This is a genomic window from Photorhabdus cinerea, assembly GCF_011189575.1.
GTDB lineage: Bacteria > Pseudomonadota > Gammaproteobacteria > Enterobacterales > Enterobacteriaceae > Photorhabdus > Photorhabdus cinerea.
On sequence record NZ_PUJW01000013.1, the window covers coordinates 24631 to 41550 of the forward strand.

At 39.0% G+C, this 16920-nt stretch carries 13 protein-coding genes; 9 read left to right on the plus strand and 4 right to left on the minus strand.

Features of this window, described 5'->3' with window-relative positions:
* Positions 1-230: 230 nt before the first annotated feature.
* Positions 231-1856: a glycoside hydrolase family protein gene (locus C5469_RS13510; RefSeq protein ID WP_166307535.1), complete on the minus strand. Its 1626-nt coding sequence runs from the start codon at positions 1854-1856 to the stop codon at positions 231-233.
* Positions 1857-2576: 720 nt separating this feature from the next.
* Here C5469_RS13510 and C5469_RS13515 point away from each other — a divergent pair.
* The 3 genes from C5469_RS13515 to C5469_RS13525 all read left to right on the plus strand — a co-directional run bounded on the left by C5469_RS13515 (position 2577) and on the right by C5469_RS13525 (position 5601).
* On the plus strand, positions 2577-2780 hold the full coding sequence (locus C5469_RS13515; protein ID WP_036770790.1) for a hypothetical protein: 204 nt from the start codon (positions 2577-2579) through the stop codon (positions 2778-2780).
* A gap of 122 nt (positions 2781-2902) precedes the next feature.
* The gene (locus tag C5469_RS13520) at positions 2903-3367 is read left to right on the plus strand and encodes a DUF2946 domain-containing protein (protein ID WP_166307538.1); all 465 of its coding nucleotides are present in this window, start codon (positions 2903-2905) and stop codon (positions 3365-3367) included.
* A 152-nt stretch (positions 3368-3519) separates the two neighbouring features.
* Positions 3520-5601, plus strand: a complete 2082-nt coding sequence (locus tag C5469_RS13525; RefSeq protein ID WP_207629028.1) for a TonB-dependent copper receptor — start codon at positions 3520-3522, stop codon at positions 5599-5601.
* An 85-nt stretch (positions 5602-5686) separates the two neighbouring features.
* On the opposite strand, the gene C5469_RS24260 is transcribed toward C5469_RS13525, so the two are convergent.
* The 3 genes from C5469_RS24260 to C5469_RS13540 all read right to left on the minus strand — a co-directional run bounded on the left by C5469_RS24260 (position 5687) and on the right by C5469_RS13540 (position 8062).
* Positions 5687-6115, minus strand: a complete 429-nt coding sequence (locus C5469_RS24260) for a family 16 glycosylhydrolase (RefSeq protein WP_166307769.1) — start codon at positions 6113-6115, stop codon at positions 5687-5689.
* The gene (locus C5469_RS24265) at positions 6116-6481 is read right to left on the minus strand and encodes a LamG domain-containing protein (protein WP_166307544.1); all 366 of its coding nucleotides are present in this window, start codon (positions 6479-6481) and stop codon (positions 6116-6118) included.
* A 306-nt stretch (positions 6482-6787) separates the two neighbouring features.
* Entirely contained in the window at positions 6788-8062 is a 1275-nt protein-coding gene (locus tag C5469_RS13540) for a bifunctional O-acetylhomoserine aminocarboxypropyltransferase/cysteine synthase (RefSeq protein ID WP_166307547.1), read from the minus strand.
* Between the two features lie 599 nt (positions 8063-8661).
* On the opposite strand from C5469_RS13540, the gene C5469_RS13545 reads away from it, so the two are divergent.
* From C5469_RS13545 to C5469_RS13570, 6 genes are all read left to right on the plus strand, one after another.
* The gene (locus tag C5469_RS13545) at positions 8662-9069 is read left to right on the plus strand and encodes an MATE family efflux transporter (RefSeq protein WP_242689467.1); all 408 of its coding nucleotides are present in this window, start codon (positions 8662-8664) and stop codon (positions 9067-9069) included.
* A gap of 47 nt (positions 9070-9116) precedes the next feature.
* The gene (locus C5469_RS13550) at positions 9117-10082 is read left to right on the plus strand and encodes a hypothetical protein (RefSeq protein WP_166307550.1); all 966 of its coding nucleotides are present in this window, start codon (positions 9117-9119) and stop codon (positions 10080-10082) included.
* A 52-nt stretch (positions 10083-10134) separates the two neighbouring features.
* A complete protein-coding gene (locus tag C5469_RS13555) occupies positions 10135-10728 on the plus strand; it encodes a tetratricopeptide repeat protein (RefSeq protein ID WP_166307553.1) in 594 nt (197 codons plus the stop codon).
* Positions 10729-11511: 783 nt separating this feature from the next.
* On the plus strand, positions 11512-12258 hold the full coding sequence (locus C5469_RS13560; RefSeq protein WP_166307556.1) for a Slam-dependent surface lipoprotein: 747 nt from the start codon (positions 11512-11514) through the stop codon (positions 12256-12258).
* A gap of 94 nt (positions 12259-12352) precedes the next feature.
* Positions 12353-13840, plus strand: coding sequence for a surface lipoprotein assembly modifier (locus C5469_RS13565; RefSeq protein WP_166307559.1), 1488 nt, complete (start codon positions 12353-12355; stop codon positions 13838-13840).
* A 52-nt stretch (positions 13841-13892) separates the two neighbouring features.
* The gene (locus C5469_RS13570; protein ID WP_166307561.1) at positions 13893-16892 is read left to right on the plus strand and encodes a TonB-dependent receptor domain-containing protein; all 3000 of its coding nucleotides are present in this window, start codon (positions 13893-13895) and stop codon (positions 16890-16892) included.
* The last annotated feature ends 28 nt before the right edge of the window (positions 16893-16920 follow it).

The following is a 16920-nucleotide window of genomic DNA, read 5'->3' on the forward strand; positions in this document are numbered from 1 at the left end:
AAAGTTTAATAAGTTTGATTGTGGAAATGGATTGCCTATGCTTATGGGGCCAAACGATTTAAGACTAAATTTTTCGTTATTGGTTTGCGGATAGTTTGAAAATTTCATCCCGAAATTCATCCTGCCAGTACATGGTCGTGAACGTTCCGATATCGCGTCTACGACCATGATGTAGTATAGAAAATCAGCATATCAAGGTGTTGCTATGCTTGATTCGGTTAGTGAAATGGTTATTGCACCAAGTAGAGTGGATGTTTTGTTGGATAGGAATCGTATTCAGCTGACGGTACCATCTTAATAGATGATTTATTATCTCTGATTATCTTTAATCCATTCACCGGCCATTTAGCCGAATTAAGAAGAAATGAGGCTGGTTGTCCAGCTGTGCCAATAGCAGGAGCACCGATTTTTAATGAAGCGCCATATGGAATGGCATGGAAAATCTCAGGCGTGACTTCGACGAAGTTCTTAGTTAAGAACTGAATTGGTCGAATGGAATCAGCTTGAAAACGCGTTCCTGATACAACAAATGTTAAAGGTAAGCCGACTGCTTTAATTCCATAGCCTTCGTAGATATTCGCAACCTGACTGGGAAGCATACTTTTACAGCTCATTCCAGCACTGATGTCGATACCAATATGTGCCAAGTTTGTAGGCGACCTACGAGGGAAATTACGCGCAGTCGCATTGATAACATCAATTGGCAGTGTACTGCACTGTCCGGTACTTGAGACAACTGAGTGCTTATCCGGTCTTGATACAATACCGGGACCTTCTACAGTGGCGGTGCTTAATTGGACATCGTTGTAAATTTTCGTAGAGAAGTCTGGCGGATAAAAGCTCAAAGATAGTCTGGAGCCATCATTGTGAGCTACGATCCATGCATTGAGTGCATCAGAAAACTGCATATCGACGCTTACCCAATAGTTTTGACGGTATTCGGTGTGATTCTCTTCCGTTTTTGTGACGAATCCATTCGGAGTAAGTTCTTCCACTTCACTTTGAAAGGTTGGATCGGGAGATCTTAAGATATATTGTCCACCGCCGCCGTAAATTTTATCTAGGGAATTTGCTCCGGTTGTATCGGTGTACATAAGGTAAAACATACCATTGAGATAGGATACGGAGGGTTGCCCTGCTCCGTAAGGATTTCCATCTAGCTTCTTGTTAGCGGGTAAGATTATCGGATTACCATTGTTTGCACGTGTCCAGTTAATTCCGTCAGTACTTGTTGCGAGGCCAATTTTTGTTATGCCTCCGATTTCAGTGCGAATACTGTCCCATCCACCGTAATACATATAATATGTACCATTAACTCGTATGACAGAGGGATCGCAAGTATGGACTTTATCGAATGCGTTCACTGCCTTGTCGGGAGAAAAAACAATCTGGTAAGCATTTTTACCCCCACGGGCACGGAAAGGGCCATCAAGAGATGAAGATTCGGCATAGAAAATATGGTCACCGGGATGAGTGGGATCGGAACCACACCACCACATCCGATATACCCCGTCCAACATCACGGAAGGCGCATAGTTGTATACCCCCCCCTTAACCACAGGACCGATAGAAGTTCGAATATCTGATGTTGTTAACGGTATCTCTGTTTGTGCGAATGATGGGGTTGCCAATAATAACTCGCAGAGAAGAATTGGGATCAATAAAATATTTCGGCAAGTCACACTCAAATGGTGGAGTAAGAATCTGCAAGAATGCAGAGCATAAACTAAAACATCATTTAACGCAGATTCGCAATGATTTTTCCAGGCCGACATTTTGAATATATGGTTGCTTATGTTTAATTGTTTAGTAATGATGCCCCAAATTTTGGGAACTGTTTTGGTACATAAAGTCACAATTTTCTCCAGAGTTTTAAGTTTAAGTAATGGAGCGAGTAAAGTTCTTAGCAAAACTTCCCTCAGATATGCCCCTAAAAAAAGATGCAAGGATTGATAACTAGTATTCGTCGTGTTAGCTCCATTCGGAGACTGATAATTTAACCTGTACTGTCTTTCAGCAATAATGCAGTGTAATATTCTGTTTTCATTGGTGGTTATAAAGGTAAATTTTTTGTGTTTTTTCCTTTCCAGTGAAAAACTATCAGAATTAAATAATTAAGTATAAAAAATTAATCAGATATTGTTCGTCTTGTGGTGAACATCTGTTCATGTCAAAAAATGTTACCTAAATCACAAAATAATATCAATGAGTTTATTTTTAAGACTATTCCTAATTAATCGAGCAAAAAATATCGGTTGGGGACCGGTTCTCTTATTCCGTTTTATCGTGTGTTGTATTTCAGCCATAGAAAACGCAAGTCTGCGTTTTTTCTGATGTTCACAACCGTAAAAAGTTGCATAACTTAAGGCTTTTCTAATGAGTATTTTTTGTTGAGGATAAAAAAAATGCGGCTGTAATATGAAGGTCTATGGATTATATATAAGGGTCAATATGGAAACAGAATTGTGTAGACATACTGAATCAAATCTACCTTTATTACGCATGGGGCAATGCCTTTGCTCGTGACGTTAATCTCTGTGATTTTGTTCGGTGTTCATTTGGAATTCACTTAGATTGTGGGTATTGTTGTCATTTATTTAGGAATTATGCGGCTAACTTCTCACAATGGTTTCCTAAATAGTGAAGAACGAGCAATGAGTTTCACGCTAGGTACCGTTGGTTTTTATCGTTACATTTATCTTGCTAAGAATGCAGTTATTGCGGCAGGCTGGATTTTCGATATTTTTGGTCGAGTTAATGAACATAATCCATCTCGCTAACCTGAGAAAAGCATCAAATTTTGCTGCCAAAGCGACATTCCTGCATAAAGTGTTTTAACATTTGGTTGTTAAATACGTACAATCCCGTCCCTGAATGTGTTCTCTACAAGAATAGGCTTAGTTTGTCACTGATCCAATTTTACCCATCGCGGTACCGCCTGCCAGCTTGGCTCGGTATATTCGCGATACTGATGTTGTTCATTGCGCCAGTGATTTCCCGGTCACTGGAACATGCGCGCATTGGTGAGGCTCATTCATCGAAAGTGGTCGATTGCCATATGGTGATGTCATCTAACGATGATATGCCCCGGAATATATCCCATTCTGACGTTTCTTCCGGTACTAACCATCATGATGGAATGCAGATGAGTATGCATGCCGGTGGTGGTATGTCGATGTTGGAGGATATTGCCTGTGGATACTGCGTTTTTCTGATCCATGTACCTATGCTGGATTTGGCGAATACACCGCTATTTTGGTCAACCTCGCTGACTTCACGGCCACCACCGATTCAAACCGTAGCTTCCTTTCTGCCGCATTTCATCTTTTCTGATTCGTTACCTCGCGCTCCGCCTGAACAGATCTGATCTCACTGATTTAAACATAACGAAATGCTTTGTCCTGCTAATTGTTAAATCAGGAAGAGCTTGTTTATGCCAAAAACTGTTTGGTTTGGTTCTGTGACGTATTCCACTTTTGAGAGAGATTTTTCGAGGGGTGGGTTCGTATTTAAGGAAAAATGATGTTTGAAAGAAATTCTTCTCATAAAAAAAATAAACTATCTCGTTGTATTAGTTCGGCAATGCCGCTTTTTCTGCTAGCTGCTTTCAATGGATATACGGCTGAAACGACATCAGATTCACATGAGCATAAGAATGGCCCAAAAACCAGTGATGGTGATGTAATCACTGTAACAGCCCCTTTATATTCTCCTTTGGCGATTGTCACTTCGCCAAAAACTCCCCGTCAGCCCGTTCCTGCAAGTGACGGTTCTGACTATTTAAAAACCATACCCGGATTTTCACAAATCCGTAATGGTGGGACTAATGGTGACCCGGTATTTCGGGGAATGTTTGGTTCAAGGCTTAAGATTTTAACTGATGGTGCAGAAATGCTGGGCGCTTGTCCGGGCAGAATGGATGCACCTTCATCTTATATTTCACCGGAAAGTTATGATTTGCTGACGGTGATTAAAGGACCTCAATCCGTGTTGTGGGGGCCGGGTGCTTCAGCCGGTACTGTAAGGTTTGAACGTGAACATCCCCGATTTAATAAGCCGGGGGTAAAAGTCAATGCCAGTGGATTGGCTGGCTCAAATAGTCGTTGGGATGGCAATGTTGATGCCAGTATCGGTAGTGAATTGGGATATTTACGTTTAATGGGAAATAAATCCCGTTCAGATGATTACAAAGATGGCGGTGGGTATCGTGTCCCGTCTCGCTGGGATAAATGGAATAGTGATCTGGCGTTAGGGTGGACTCCAGATAAAGATACATTGCTTGAATTAACCGCAGGGAAGGGTGATGGTGAAGCCCGCTATGCTGGACGTAGCATGGATGGCTCACAATTCAAACGTGAAAGTCTCGGTCTGCGTTTTGAGAAATCAAACATTGGTGAGGTTTTTGATAAAGTTGAAGCTCAGGTTTATTACAACTATACCAACCATATTATGGACAATATCACCTTACGTTCTCCGAACATGAGTATGTCTTCTTCGACCTGTAAGCATATGTGTGGCATGCACATGAATATGAATCACGGTATGTCGATGCAATTGGATCGCCGTGTCGTGGGCGGAAGAGCTATGGGGACCTGGCTATGGCAAGATTTCAAACTGGAAGGCGGTGCAGATACTCAAACCAATACCCATCGTAATAAAGTTGGCGGCGCATGGCAAAAGGATGCTCAATTCCATAATTATGGTTTGTTTGGTGAATTGACCTGGTATGCCACAGAACAGAGTGAGTTGATAACGGGTGCTCGTCTTGATCGCACTTTGGTAAAAAGATTTGCTGGAAATAGTGAGAAGGAACGCAATGATACCTTGCCAAGTGGTTTTGTGCGTTTAGAGCATACTCTGGCTGATGTACCACTGATGTTTTATGCCGGTGTTGGTTATACCGAGCGTTTTCCTGATTATTGGGAACTCTTTTCGCCTACATATGGTCCGGCTGGCAGTGCCAGTGCTTTTGATGGGGTAAAAAGTGAAAAAACCGTCCAGCTTGATATTGGTGCTCAATATACCAATGAGCGTTTTAATAGCTGGGTATCCGCTTACTTAGGGCGTGTAAATGATTTCATTTTATTTAGATATAGCCCTCATAATGCTCGCATCAGTCAGGCTGATAATGTCAATGCCAATATTATGGGGGGGGAGATGGGCTTTGGTTATCAACTGACAGAACATTGGAAAACGGATGCCAGCCTTGCTTATTCCTGGGGTGAAAACACCACGGATAATAAGCCGATGCCTCAGATTCCACCTCTGGAAGCTCGTTTCGGATTGACTTATGAACGTGGCGATTGGAGTAGTACCGGTTTATGGCGTTTGGTGAGCAGTCAGCATCGGATTGCTGTGAATCAAGGAAACGTTGTTGGTAAAGATTTTGAAAACAGCCCAGGTTTTGGCGTGCTTTCTGCGAACGTTGCCTATAAGGTTAACAAAAATATCAAAGTTAGTGCGGGCATCGACAATATTTTGGATAAAGAATACAGCGAACATCTTAACCTTGCGGGTAATAGTACCTTTGGTTATTCAGCGAATACCTCAGTGAATGAACCCGGCAGGACGGTGTGGGCTAAAATGAATGTAACATTTTAATTAGAAAGTGGCGTCCAGTGATTGGACGCCAATACTTGTTTTTTCTTTGGGTATTGCCGGAATAAAATCCGGCAAATAAAGATGATTACTTCTTATTACCGATATACGGATAAACTCTTACATAATCAACATCGAATGTTGCAGTGGTTTCATTAATAGGGCCATAACCCTGAGTTGGATAACTGCGTGGTACTTCAGAACTTAAAATAATATATTGGTTGGCGATTGAGATTGGGACTTGATCCAGACCCGATAGATTTTGAGGAATATCATCAACATAAAATGTATAACCATGCGGTGTCCATGCCACGGCAAATTTATGGAATTCACCATCAGCCAGCTGACTCATAGACAGTTTTTTTGACCACCCCTTATACGCACTGCCATAACCATTCCAGTGAATAGCATGATTATATTGCTCCTGCGTTGCTTCAGCTAAGTGTTCAAATACATCAATTTCGACGCCTGATTTTTCTGGATTTGTCAGATCATTACCTATTGTTGGTGATTGTATCTAGAATGCGACCTGATTACCTTCTGCACGATTAAATCTGACAGCGGCTTCCCAATAACCATATGCCTGCAAGAAACTTTTTTGTGTCGAAATCATTCCGCAATAATTCTGTAACTTGCCAGAAGAGCTATTGGAATAGGTTTTTATTGTTAAATGCCCGTTTTGTACAGTAACTGCTGATTGAGTATTAATACAATTTTTTCTGACACCCAAGCTACGATAATCCCACTTCTGGATGTCGAGCATTGTACCATTGAAATTATCTTCGAATGATGGGGTGCTGCTGAATCCCTCTGGGATGAGTGCCGAAGCATATCCACTGAATAATAAGCTTAATAACAACATAGAGGCTAACTGAACTTTCATATATTTTCCTTGTATGATTAACGTGTTTACATGTTTCCGTTCGACCCCTTGACTTGTATGAATTTCAAAAAATAAGTGATACTGATTTCATCTTTTTGCTGGGGTAGGGAGAGGTAACTTTATCGAATATTGGCGATTGGGTTACCGATTTAATCTGTTAACCCTATGCTTTTCGTTTTAGTTATTTAGGTAATAATGGTCAGCTCTGGAGGCTCATTCTGTGAGTTGTGCTGTAAATATTGGATGAATAAAACCCCGTTTATTAAAACGGGGTCAAATTATTGAGGTATATATGATTATTCTAAATTACTTCGATGCATCCAGAGCTTGGGCAAGATCGGCAATAATATCATCAATATGTTCAATGCCGATTGATAGACGGATCATATCATGTGATACGCCGGCTTTAATTAACTCCTCATCATTTAATTGGCTGTGAGTTGTTGACGCAGGGTGGCAGGCGAGTGATTTGGCATCACCAATGTTAACCAGGCGCACAATCAGCTTTAATGCGTCAATAAATTTTGCGCCGGATTCTTGTCCGCCTTTAATACCAAAGGAAAGGAGTGCTGATGGTTTCCCATTCATATACTGCTGAGCCAGTTCATGTTCTGGATGGTTTGGCAGCCCGGCATATTTCACCCAACTAACTTGAGGATGATCTTGCAGATAATGAGCAACTTTTAGCGCATTTTCAGTATGACGCTCCATTCTTAATGCCAGTGTTTCCAATCCTTGCAGGATAAGGAAGGCATTAAAAGGAGACAATGCAGCTCCCATGTTACGTAGTGGTACAACACGGCAATGCCCGATAAATGCAGCTTTGCCGAATTGTTTAGTATAGGTGACGTTATGGTAGGACGGATCTGGGGTAGTCAATATAGCAAATCGTTGCTGATGTTTTTCCCAGGGGAAATTACCGGAATCCACAATGATGCCGCCAATAGAGGTACCATGCCCTCCCATATACTTGGTTAAAGAGTGAATAACGATATCAGCGCCATGTTCAAAGGGGCGACAAAGCACAGGGGTAGCGACAGTATTGTCAACGATTAAAGGAACGCCATGACGATGGGCAACTTCTGCGAATTTTTTCAGATCGACAATGTTACCCGCTGGGTTACCGATAGACTCACAAAATACCGCTTTGGTGCGATCATCAATCAGTGACTCTAATGTGGCAATATCGTCGTGTTCAGCAAATCGGGTCTCAATACCGAACCGAGGCAATGTGTGAGCCAGCAAGTTATGCGTGCCGCCATATAACTTAGCGACAGATACAATGTTATCTCCGATGCTAGCAATGGATTGAATCGCACAGGTGACGGCAGCCATACCAGATGCAACGGCTAAAGCGGCTATCCCTCCTTCAAGTAGAGCAACCCGTTTTTCCAGTACATCATTGGTTGGGTTCATAATACGGGAATAGATGTTTCCCTCAATCTTTAAATCAAACAGATCGGCGCCGTGTTGAGTATCGTCAAACGCATAGGATGTCGTTTGATAGATAGGAACAGCGACGGCTTTAGTGGTTGGATCTGGGGAATATCCGCCGTGGATAGCAAGAGTTTCTGGTTTCATTTTTGATCTCTTCTTTTATCGGTAAGATGACATGTATCTTGGGTGAATAGATGTATACCCGTTATCTTTCAAGTTGCCTCTTTGTTGGCTGCACTCACTCACCCCGGTCACATCGTTCTCTATGACATAGTTATCTATGCTCCCGGGGATTCACTCCCTTGCCGTCGCGATGCATCTTGAAATCTATTGGGTATATGTAGACATTATATTTCCACTAATTCTTTATTAATTAAAGAAATAATTCGAAAAAGTGACTAATTATTTGCTTCTGTTTCAGTTATCTGTCTGCTACCTTTATTTTTTAATTATGTGGATATTGTTACAAAAGACATCAATGATTTTAGACAAGTAACATTAACTATTAAAACGAAAAATGAGAACAAGATACTCGAATAAATTTCTATTTTTGTATAAAGATCACAAAAAATTCTGTGAAATAGTTAGTTTGTGTTAATTTTATTTAATTATTCCATCTGTACTCTTTTAACGAAAATAGGAAATATATTTTTAATTTTTTAAAATTTTGTGAATTATTTTAGTCATAATTTATTGTTAATATGATCAACATTGAAGCCAATCAATAAATTGAGAGGATTTTTATGGGTAAATTTTCAAAAAAACTAGAGTTGAAACAACTTTTTTCGTTATCTTTACCCATCATAGGACAAATGGCACGTACAGCAATGAGCGTGGTCGATATTGTCATGTCTGGTCACTATGCTACCGCAGATTTAGCTGCTGTCGCGTTAGGAGGCAGTATTTGGTTTCCTATATTTGTATTGGGATACGGGGTTATTATCATGCTTGCGGCAGATGTGGCAAAGCAGAAAGCGCAACATGATGACGAAGGGATTAAAATAAGTCTTAAAAATTATTTTTTCCTATCGATGATCCTTTCGATACCAATAATTTTCCTATTAATATTAGTGAGTAAACTATTTTATTTTATACCCTATGGATTTCAAGATGCATCGCGACGGCAAGGGAGCGAATCCCCGGGAGCATAGCTAACTATGTGACCGGGGTGAGTGAGTGTAGCCAACAAAGAGGCAACTTGAAAGATGACGGGTATAAATTTGAATCAATCACTATAGGATTAAGTATTGGAGATAGTATTTGGACGCCAAAGGACAATCTTTCTTTTAATGATCATGTTAATTACCCACAAGCGTCTAGTCTAACGATTATATCAAGAAATTATCCACATTATCAGAATGTGGATAGACTTTACCAAACAGTTAAAGATTATAAAGAAGGAAAGATAGCCCCTCCAGATTATCATCTTGGAGCTTTTAACTGCATTCATTTTATTAAAGAGTTGACTGAAAATGCTGGAATAAATTTGAGTCTAGGATCTACTCCTAATAGTGTTGCTGAATACATAGAGCATATTGCTGATGGATATAGAACACCTATAGTAATAGATCTTAATGGAGATGGTGTTAAGACGATTTCCATTGATTCAGGTATAAAATTTGATTTCGAGGGTAACGGAGATAAGATTAAAACTGGTTGGATAAATGAAAATGATGGCTTTTTAGTTCTCGATAGGAACAATGATGGCATAATTAACAATGGAAGTGAACTATTTGGAGAGGAAACCATACTTTCTTCTGGTAAAAAAGCGAAAAATGGCTTTGAAGCTTTACTGGACTTAGACTCTAATAAGGATGGTATATTGGATGCTAATGATTTGTTGTGGTCTTCTCTAAAGATATGGCAAGATAAGAACCGGGATGCTTATACAGATCAAGGTGAATTGAAAAGTATGGAGGAAGTTGGAATTGAATCTATTAATTTGAACTATAAAGAAATGGAGTATTTTGACTCTGAAGGTAATTATCATGGTTTAGCATCATCTGTTAATTGGATGGATGGTAGAAATACAGATATTGTTGATGTTTGGTTTAAGCAAGGGGAAAGTAATCATTTTCCCCAGGATAATAAAATTGATAAATTAGTCAACCCTTTGGAGAATTTTATAGAACAAAATAGTGATGTAGCCATTGAAAATATTTAGAATGATCTCATTCAGCCACAGAATATTTTGATAAATAATTTAGGACAATATCATGAAGTATATTATTTTGATGATGGTTTTATTGGCTTCTAATGTATATGCTGAAAATATGGGGAAATATATTCCCAAAACTGTGTTTACAGGAATGCATTACGAGGATAAAGAAATTACCTTAAAAACACCCAAAACCGTTGAGGAGTTCAATAAATTAGAAAAACTGGCAGAAAAAGGGAGTGCGGATGCTAATTTTTTGCTTGGGCGTCTATATAGTGACATTTCATTGCCAAGTTCGGAAAGGGATTATGAAATGGCTAAATATTATTATGAGAAAGCTTTAGATTTAGATAATAATCACACATTGGCTTTATTTTGGTTAGGGTTAGCTTACGAATCTGGAGATAGTGATAAGCATGATGTAAAGAAATCATTAGAATTTTACGAAAGAGCCGGTAATCAAGGTCTTTTAAAAGCATACAATAATATGGCTGTCATTTATTTACATGGTGATACTAATGTTCCACAAGATTTAGAGAAAGCGAGAATATATTTTCAGAAAATGGCTGATATGGGAGATAAAGAATCTAAATATACTTTAGAGCATTGGGACATAATGCTGATACAACAAGGATACAAAGAACCTGAATGATGCTGATATTGGCTTGAAAGTGATCATGTCTGAAGTTTTTACATAATTCCTTGTCGAAAGGCAAGGAATTTTTCTGAATTTATTTAAATAACTTATTCAATTATTTTATATAGAGAAAATTATATCGATATTGTCATTTGGGAATTTATTTTAAGAAAAATTTCGGTGTGAATAATAATTTGTTTTTTAAGATTATGGTTATTAAATCCTGAACAACTTTTAGATTGTATTTTTTTGAATTTAAATCGTTATAGTAATATATTTATTTTAGTGATTTTGGTAAGCTATATTTTAGTGATATTTCTTTGAATAATTGTATTGCAATTTTGTAGAATAATTTTTTATTTTTAAATCAATAAAATGAATTATCTTTTTAGGATTTTTATTTTTCATTGTTAAATAATTCTTTATTAATTTCAGACCAATAATGAACATCATATTAGTACCCAGAAAAATAATAATAAAAGAATTAATTTCTTTAAGTGATAATATTAGTTGTATTTATTTTCGTGTATTGATTTTTTTACACTAATTATTGGTTTTTTCCACTTAAGATTAATCCCGTTATTATATTATGGTTATGGTAAATATTGATTTAATAATTAGATGGTTAGCTGTATTTATTGCCATTTTATACAAGTATGTGTAATGAATTTATGATAATGATTATCATTTCATTTTTTATTAAAAGTGCGTTAATATGCGCGGCAGTCTTAGGACAGTACTAAAACTATGTAATTAAGCAATCTCTAACATTTAATGAGTTAACATAAGGAATATGCTATGAACAGAGTTAAAGTGTTAATTGCAGTATTAGGTACATGTGGATTAGTTACACAAGTAATGGCTGAGCCGGGTTTTGGGCAAACCCAAAATTTTGATACTTACAGTCAAAGTATTAGAGTTGGAGTAACTGAACCGCGTGGTGGTGGTCATCCGACCCCAGGTGGAGAGCCTGGAATTGGGGTGCAATCTGTTGCTAGAGGTCAAATTACCAGCTTCTCAAGTCTTGCTCGTTATGTCGAAGCGGATAACAACGGAATTCATAAAATTTCTATGCCTGGATCAAGTAGCCATGAAGGTATGGGAGTATTTAACTTTAGTAAAGTGGCGAATGCTGATGTCTATTTCGGTGAATGGTCACAAACCGGTAAAGTAAGTGATACTACCCATGCCGCCTATTATTCTGGTAAAGATGTGACGACCAATTTGCCTACTGGGGGCATAGCGACTTATACGGTTAAAGGAATTAACCAATATAGTGGTAATAATGCTCTGCAAGGCACATTCACTGCTGATTTTGGTCAGAAAAGGCTTAATGGTTCAATAGCGAATAGTGCACTGACCGTTAATATTAATTCCAGAATTAGAGCTGATGGTTCATTTGCGGGTAGGGCAACAGCCGGAGATGTTGTCGGTACAAACAGAGGCCACTTTTTTGGTGATAATGCAGCTAGTTTAGCAGGAGCTGCTACGTTCCCTACGGATCATAGTAAAGATACTGCTTTTGGCGGGACTAAAAACCCATAATATGAATTTGTGTTAGCTGAATAAGGCAAAGTTCATAGGGACTTTGTCTTATTTTGCTTATATATTGGTCGGACTATAAAGCAGTGATATTCCAATGTTAAATAGCCTCATTATCCGTTTTACTATATTGATTAGTTGTTTATTTGTTTATTCCTCTTGGGTTTTGGCAGATGAAGATACCGGCAGAAGGTTGTGGCATAACGTACAGCGAAATTTGCAGGAGCAAGAAAAAGAGATCATCACTGATGAAATAGTTAATCAGAATAGCGGTAATTTATCGATAGTACTTAATGGTCTGACTTTTAGCGTCGAAAATAATGTCAATGATATTGGTCAGGCATTGTATTTAGCCATTAATCATCAACAAGTGAAGGATGTCGAGCGCTTTTTGTCAATGTATCAGAAGCTACCTGGGCATGATACCCAATTGGTCCATTTTGCTCAGGCAAATCTTGCTCGTTCACAGGGTGATTTAGTGACGGCGGAACAGCATTATCAAACTATCTTGCACAAACAACCTGATTTTACCCGCGCTAAATTAGAGTTAGCCAGGGTCTATTATGAAAACCAAAAAAATAAAGAGGCCAACTTACTGTTTAATGAAATTTTTGCTGATAATCATAATAACGAAAATAAATTACCACCAGCAGTCATTAAGAATATAACCAGTTATCAGGATGCCATTAATTTACGCAATGCCTGGCGTGGGTCTTTTGCCGTAGGCTATATTTTTAACGATAACACTAATATGTCTCCGAATCAGCCTCCTGTTTGCACTGAGTATTATGAAAATGGTAGTTGCAGGACTGAACGTAAATTACCTTTGGCGAAGAAGGCGAGTGGAATGAGTTATGATGCCACGTTGCGTAAGATATATCCGTTAAGTGGTCATCACGGTATCTTTTTGCGCTCAATGACTTATGGAGAAAGTTACCGTAATCATAGTGAGGAAAATGAAAATACTACTTCTGCTTATTTGGGTTATAACTATAAAGCGCTGAAAAATGATTTCCTGATGGGGCCAATTATTGAGTTTAATCATGTCGGTAATCGTTTCCGTTATCGTACTACCGGGGCGAAAGCGGAATGGATGAATATTCTATCTCAAAATTTGGCATTGAATCTGGAAGGCGAATATAAACAGTTTCGTTATCATAAACTTTATAATCATAATGACGGTAATATGACATCTGTTTATGCTACGCTATCTTATTATTTAACTGATCAAACAATCACTTTTGCTGGCGGTGACTGGATTTATAAAACCAGTGTTGAGAAAGAGGATGATTATCACCAGCGAGGAATACGGGCTGGTATTTCCACTCAACTGTATCCAGGAATTAATGCAGTGGCTTTTACCGCGTTACGTCAGCGGCAATTCGGTGATTACAGTGTGCCGTTAGGCGCACGTCGTAAAGACAATGAACAACTCTATTCGGCAATTATCAGTATGCCTAAATTTGAAGTTTTCGGCTTAACTCCGGTAATAACTTATCGATACAGAAAAAATAATAGCAATGTCGATTGGTTATATTCATATAGTAAGAATGAAGTTTTAGTTAAGTTCGAAAAGTATTTCTGATGCTAATTGAAGTAATCAATTATTTAAATCCGTACTATGGCAGATAATCACTATGTATAAATTAAATAATAAATATAGCAAAATAACATTCATGCTGGCATTAACCTACGGCATGATACCTTATCGCGTGGATGCTGAAACACCAACAGCTTCTTCTCAACCAGTCAACCAGTCCGCTGAAAATAAGACCGACTTAGGTAAGATCAATGTTTCAGCTACCAGCGAAAAAGATCAGGCAGGTTATGATGCGGTCTATGATAAAGATATTACCAATATTTACTTAGGTAAGGATTTGGTAGAGCGCTATAAGGGCGCTTCCCCAGCAGATGTTTTAAAAAGTGCAGTTGGTGTATTCAGTGGAGATTCCAGAAACAGTGGCGCATTAGATCCTAATATCCGTGGCATCCAGGGACAGGGGCGGGTTCCTGTGACTATTGATGGTACTGAACAGGCGATTACGACCTGGCGTGGTTATAACGGCGCGAACAACCGTAATTATATTGACCCTAATTTGATCAGTAGTATTGAAATAGAAAAAGGACCATCGCTGACTCGTGGGGTAAAGGGTTCGATAGGTGGCGCCGTAATGATAAAAACCCTAGGCATTGATGATGTGGTACCGGCAAATGAGCGTTTCGGTATTAATTTGAAATTGGAAACCAGCAGTAACGCTGTCAAGGAACGTGTACCGAATCTACAATGGGGACAAGATTATCGTGATATTCCTGATTTTATGCAGGGGTTTAATTATTCTGATCCCGCGTTAGAAATTACGCCGAAAACTTCAAAAGATAATAGATTATTGGGTCTGAAAGATAATGCGATACGTCTGGCGATAGGTACCCGGCAGGAATATTTTGATTTAATGGCAGCCTATAGTTATCGCAGTAAAGGCAACTATTTTGCTGGTAAGGGAGGTGCCCATCGTTATGATGCTTCGATCAGTGATGAGGATAAAGTTATTCTTGATGGCGGTACCCGAGCGTATGATCCTTATCTGCCTTTTGCGGCACGTATATATCGTCCTGGCAATGAAGTACCGAATACCTCCAGTGAAATGGAATCTTGGTTACTGAAAAATACCTGGCACTTGGCTAATCGACAGACTATTGAGTTTGGTATTCGCGATACCAAAACAACTTATGGTGAAATTATGCCTTCGCGGCTTGGTTGGGTTCGGGCTGAGGATAATGTTGTACCGCAATGGCCCTTGGCTAATGTCCATCAGCAGGCGTTTAATATGGATTATAAATGGCAGCCTGAGGGGAACAAATGGGTTGATTTTGATATGAAATTCTGGATTACCCGTACTATTAGCAATACTAATACTGCCGGGGGATATCCACGTGAACCGCGGGATCGGGATCAGGTCTGGGATAAGAATCAGCAGAGAAAAGATCCGAATAAAGATGGTCGTTTAGTCGATACTGCTTCCACCAATGCGCATAATAACCGCTGGGGGGTTGACCTTTCTAATGCCTTTGCATTGACGGCGGATTTGGATTTAACATTGTCAGCCAGCTTGCAACAGGAGCGTTTGGGTTCGCATGATGATTATGAAGCAAAGAGTTTCTCCAGTTTTCGTTCACCACCAAGAAAGGGGCGACGTCAGGAAAACAATATTGCCTTTAATTTCGATTGGCGTCCTACCTCATGGTTATCATTAAGTGCTGGCGCTAGGCGAGTGAGTTATTGGTCTAAGGATGATTTTTTAAATGAACGTTTAACTGCACGTGATCCCCGTTATAGTAAGGACAAAAAACTGGTTGGTCAGGGTTTACAATATAAGAGAACACTTACCGAACGGGAATCTGAATTATATAAAAAGTTTGATGAATGTTTTGAGTGTTTAACTGATGATGAATTTAGCGAGTATTCTGAAAAGAATTTCTCAGTATCAGAAGAGCGAGATTCAATTTCTCGCCCTATGGTACCTGTAGATGTGCTGTGGGAATATCGTGACGATGGTAAGTTATATAAGCAAGATAATCCCTATTTTAATGGGGGGCTTGATATGAATGAACGCGTTATTGATCCTGTAACTAAAAAAGAAGTATATAAATATGAGTACAGTGATGCTCAAAATAATAGTCGTTATGTTAATAGCTCAGGAGAGATATTGAGTAATGGTGATGGTGGTTTAGTTTATAAAGAAAAAAGTGAACAAGAACGTTGGGCTAAACAACCTAAACGTAAGGATCATGCTTGGGCGCCGGTGTTTTCCGCAACGGCTTATGTGAGTGATAATGCACGTATCTATACCCGTTACGCTGAAGCAGTACGTATGCCGAGTATTTTTGAAGATACCGTTGGCTTTTCTTCTGGTTTGACGGATAAACCTGCACGTGCCTTTAAACCTGAGCGGAGTAAAACCGTTGAAGTCGGTTATGTGCATGATTTAAGTTATTTGCTGGGAGCGGAGCATAATGCAGATATTAAATTTGCTTATTACAATACTGTTATAGAAAATATTTTTGACCGTGATAGTAACTTTAAATTTACTCAATTAGATAAACAGAAATTATCGGGTTTAGAAGTACAAGGCCGTTATGATAACGGCGGTTTCTTTACCCATTTTGGCTTGTCTTATAATCTTAAAAATAAAGTTTGTGATAAAACTTCATCAGGTATGTTAGATTCGAACAATAAATTTGGTGTTCCAGAGTGTATTGATGGCGGTTTTCCCGGTGGTTTTTTAAGAACAACGATTCCTCCGCGTTATTCTCTTAACCTGAATATTGGCGGTCGGTTATTAGATGAAGATTTAGAAATTGGTAGCCGGGTGTTGTATCACAGTAGCGTGGAAAATAAGGATGAAAAATGGTTAATGAAAAAAATGCCGGACACTTATAAAGGGATAAGTAATAACCCGATGCGCTGGAATCCGGTCATGACTGTAGATGCTTATATTAATTATAAGGTTACGCCAAATATTGTCGTCGAATTATCCGGCACTAACTTAACCGATCGCTATTATTTGGACCCGCTGACCCGTTCCATGATGCCAGCGCCTGGACGGACGTTTAAGCTGAGTGTCACCAGTCAGTTCTGACTCTTTAAGGGAGATTAGCCGGTTGCTT

Coding starts and splice junctions, on each gene's coding strand:
- C5469_RS13565 (WP_166307559.1), top strand. CDS start 12,353: ATGTTAAATAGCCTCATTATCCGTTTTACTATATTGATTAGTTGTTTA.
- C5469_RS24265 (WP_166307544.1), bottom strand. CDS start 6,481: ATGAAAGTTCAGTTAGCCTCTATGTTGTTATTAAGCTTATTATTCAGT.
- C5469_RS13540 (WP_166307547.1), bottom strand. CDS start 8,062: ATGAAACCAGAAACTCTTGCTATCCACGGCGGATATTCCCCAGATCCA.
- C5469_RS13560 (WP_166307556.1), top strand. CDS start 11,512: ATGAACAGAGTTAAAGTGTTAATTGCAGTATTAGGTACATGTGGATTA.
- C5469_RS13545 (WP_242689467.1), top strand. CDS start 8,662: ATGGGTAAATTTTCAAAAAAACTAGAGTTGAAACAACTTTTTTCGTTA.
- C5469_RS13570 (WP_166307561.1), top strand. CDS start 13,893: ATGTATAAATTAAATAATAAATATAGCAAAATAACATTCATGCTGGCA.
- C5469_RS13555 (WP_166307553.1), top strand. CDS start 10,135: ATGAAGTATATTATTTTGATGATGGTTTTATTGGCTTCTAATGTATAT.
- C5469_RS13525 (WP_207629028.1), top strand. CDS start 3,520: ATGATGTTTGAAAGAAATTCTTCTCATAAAAAAAATAAACTATCTCGT.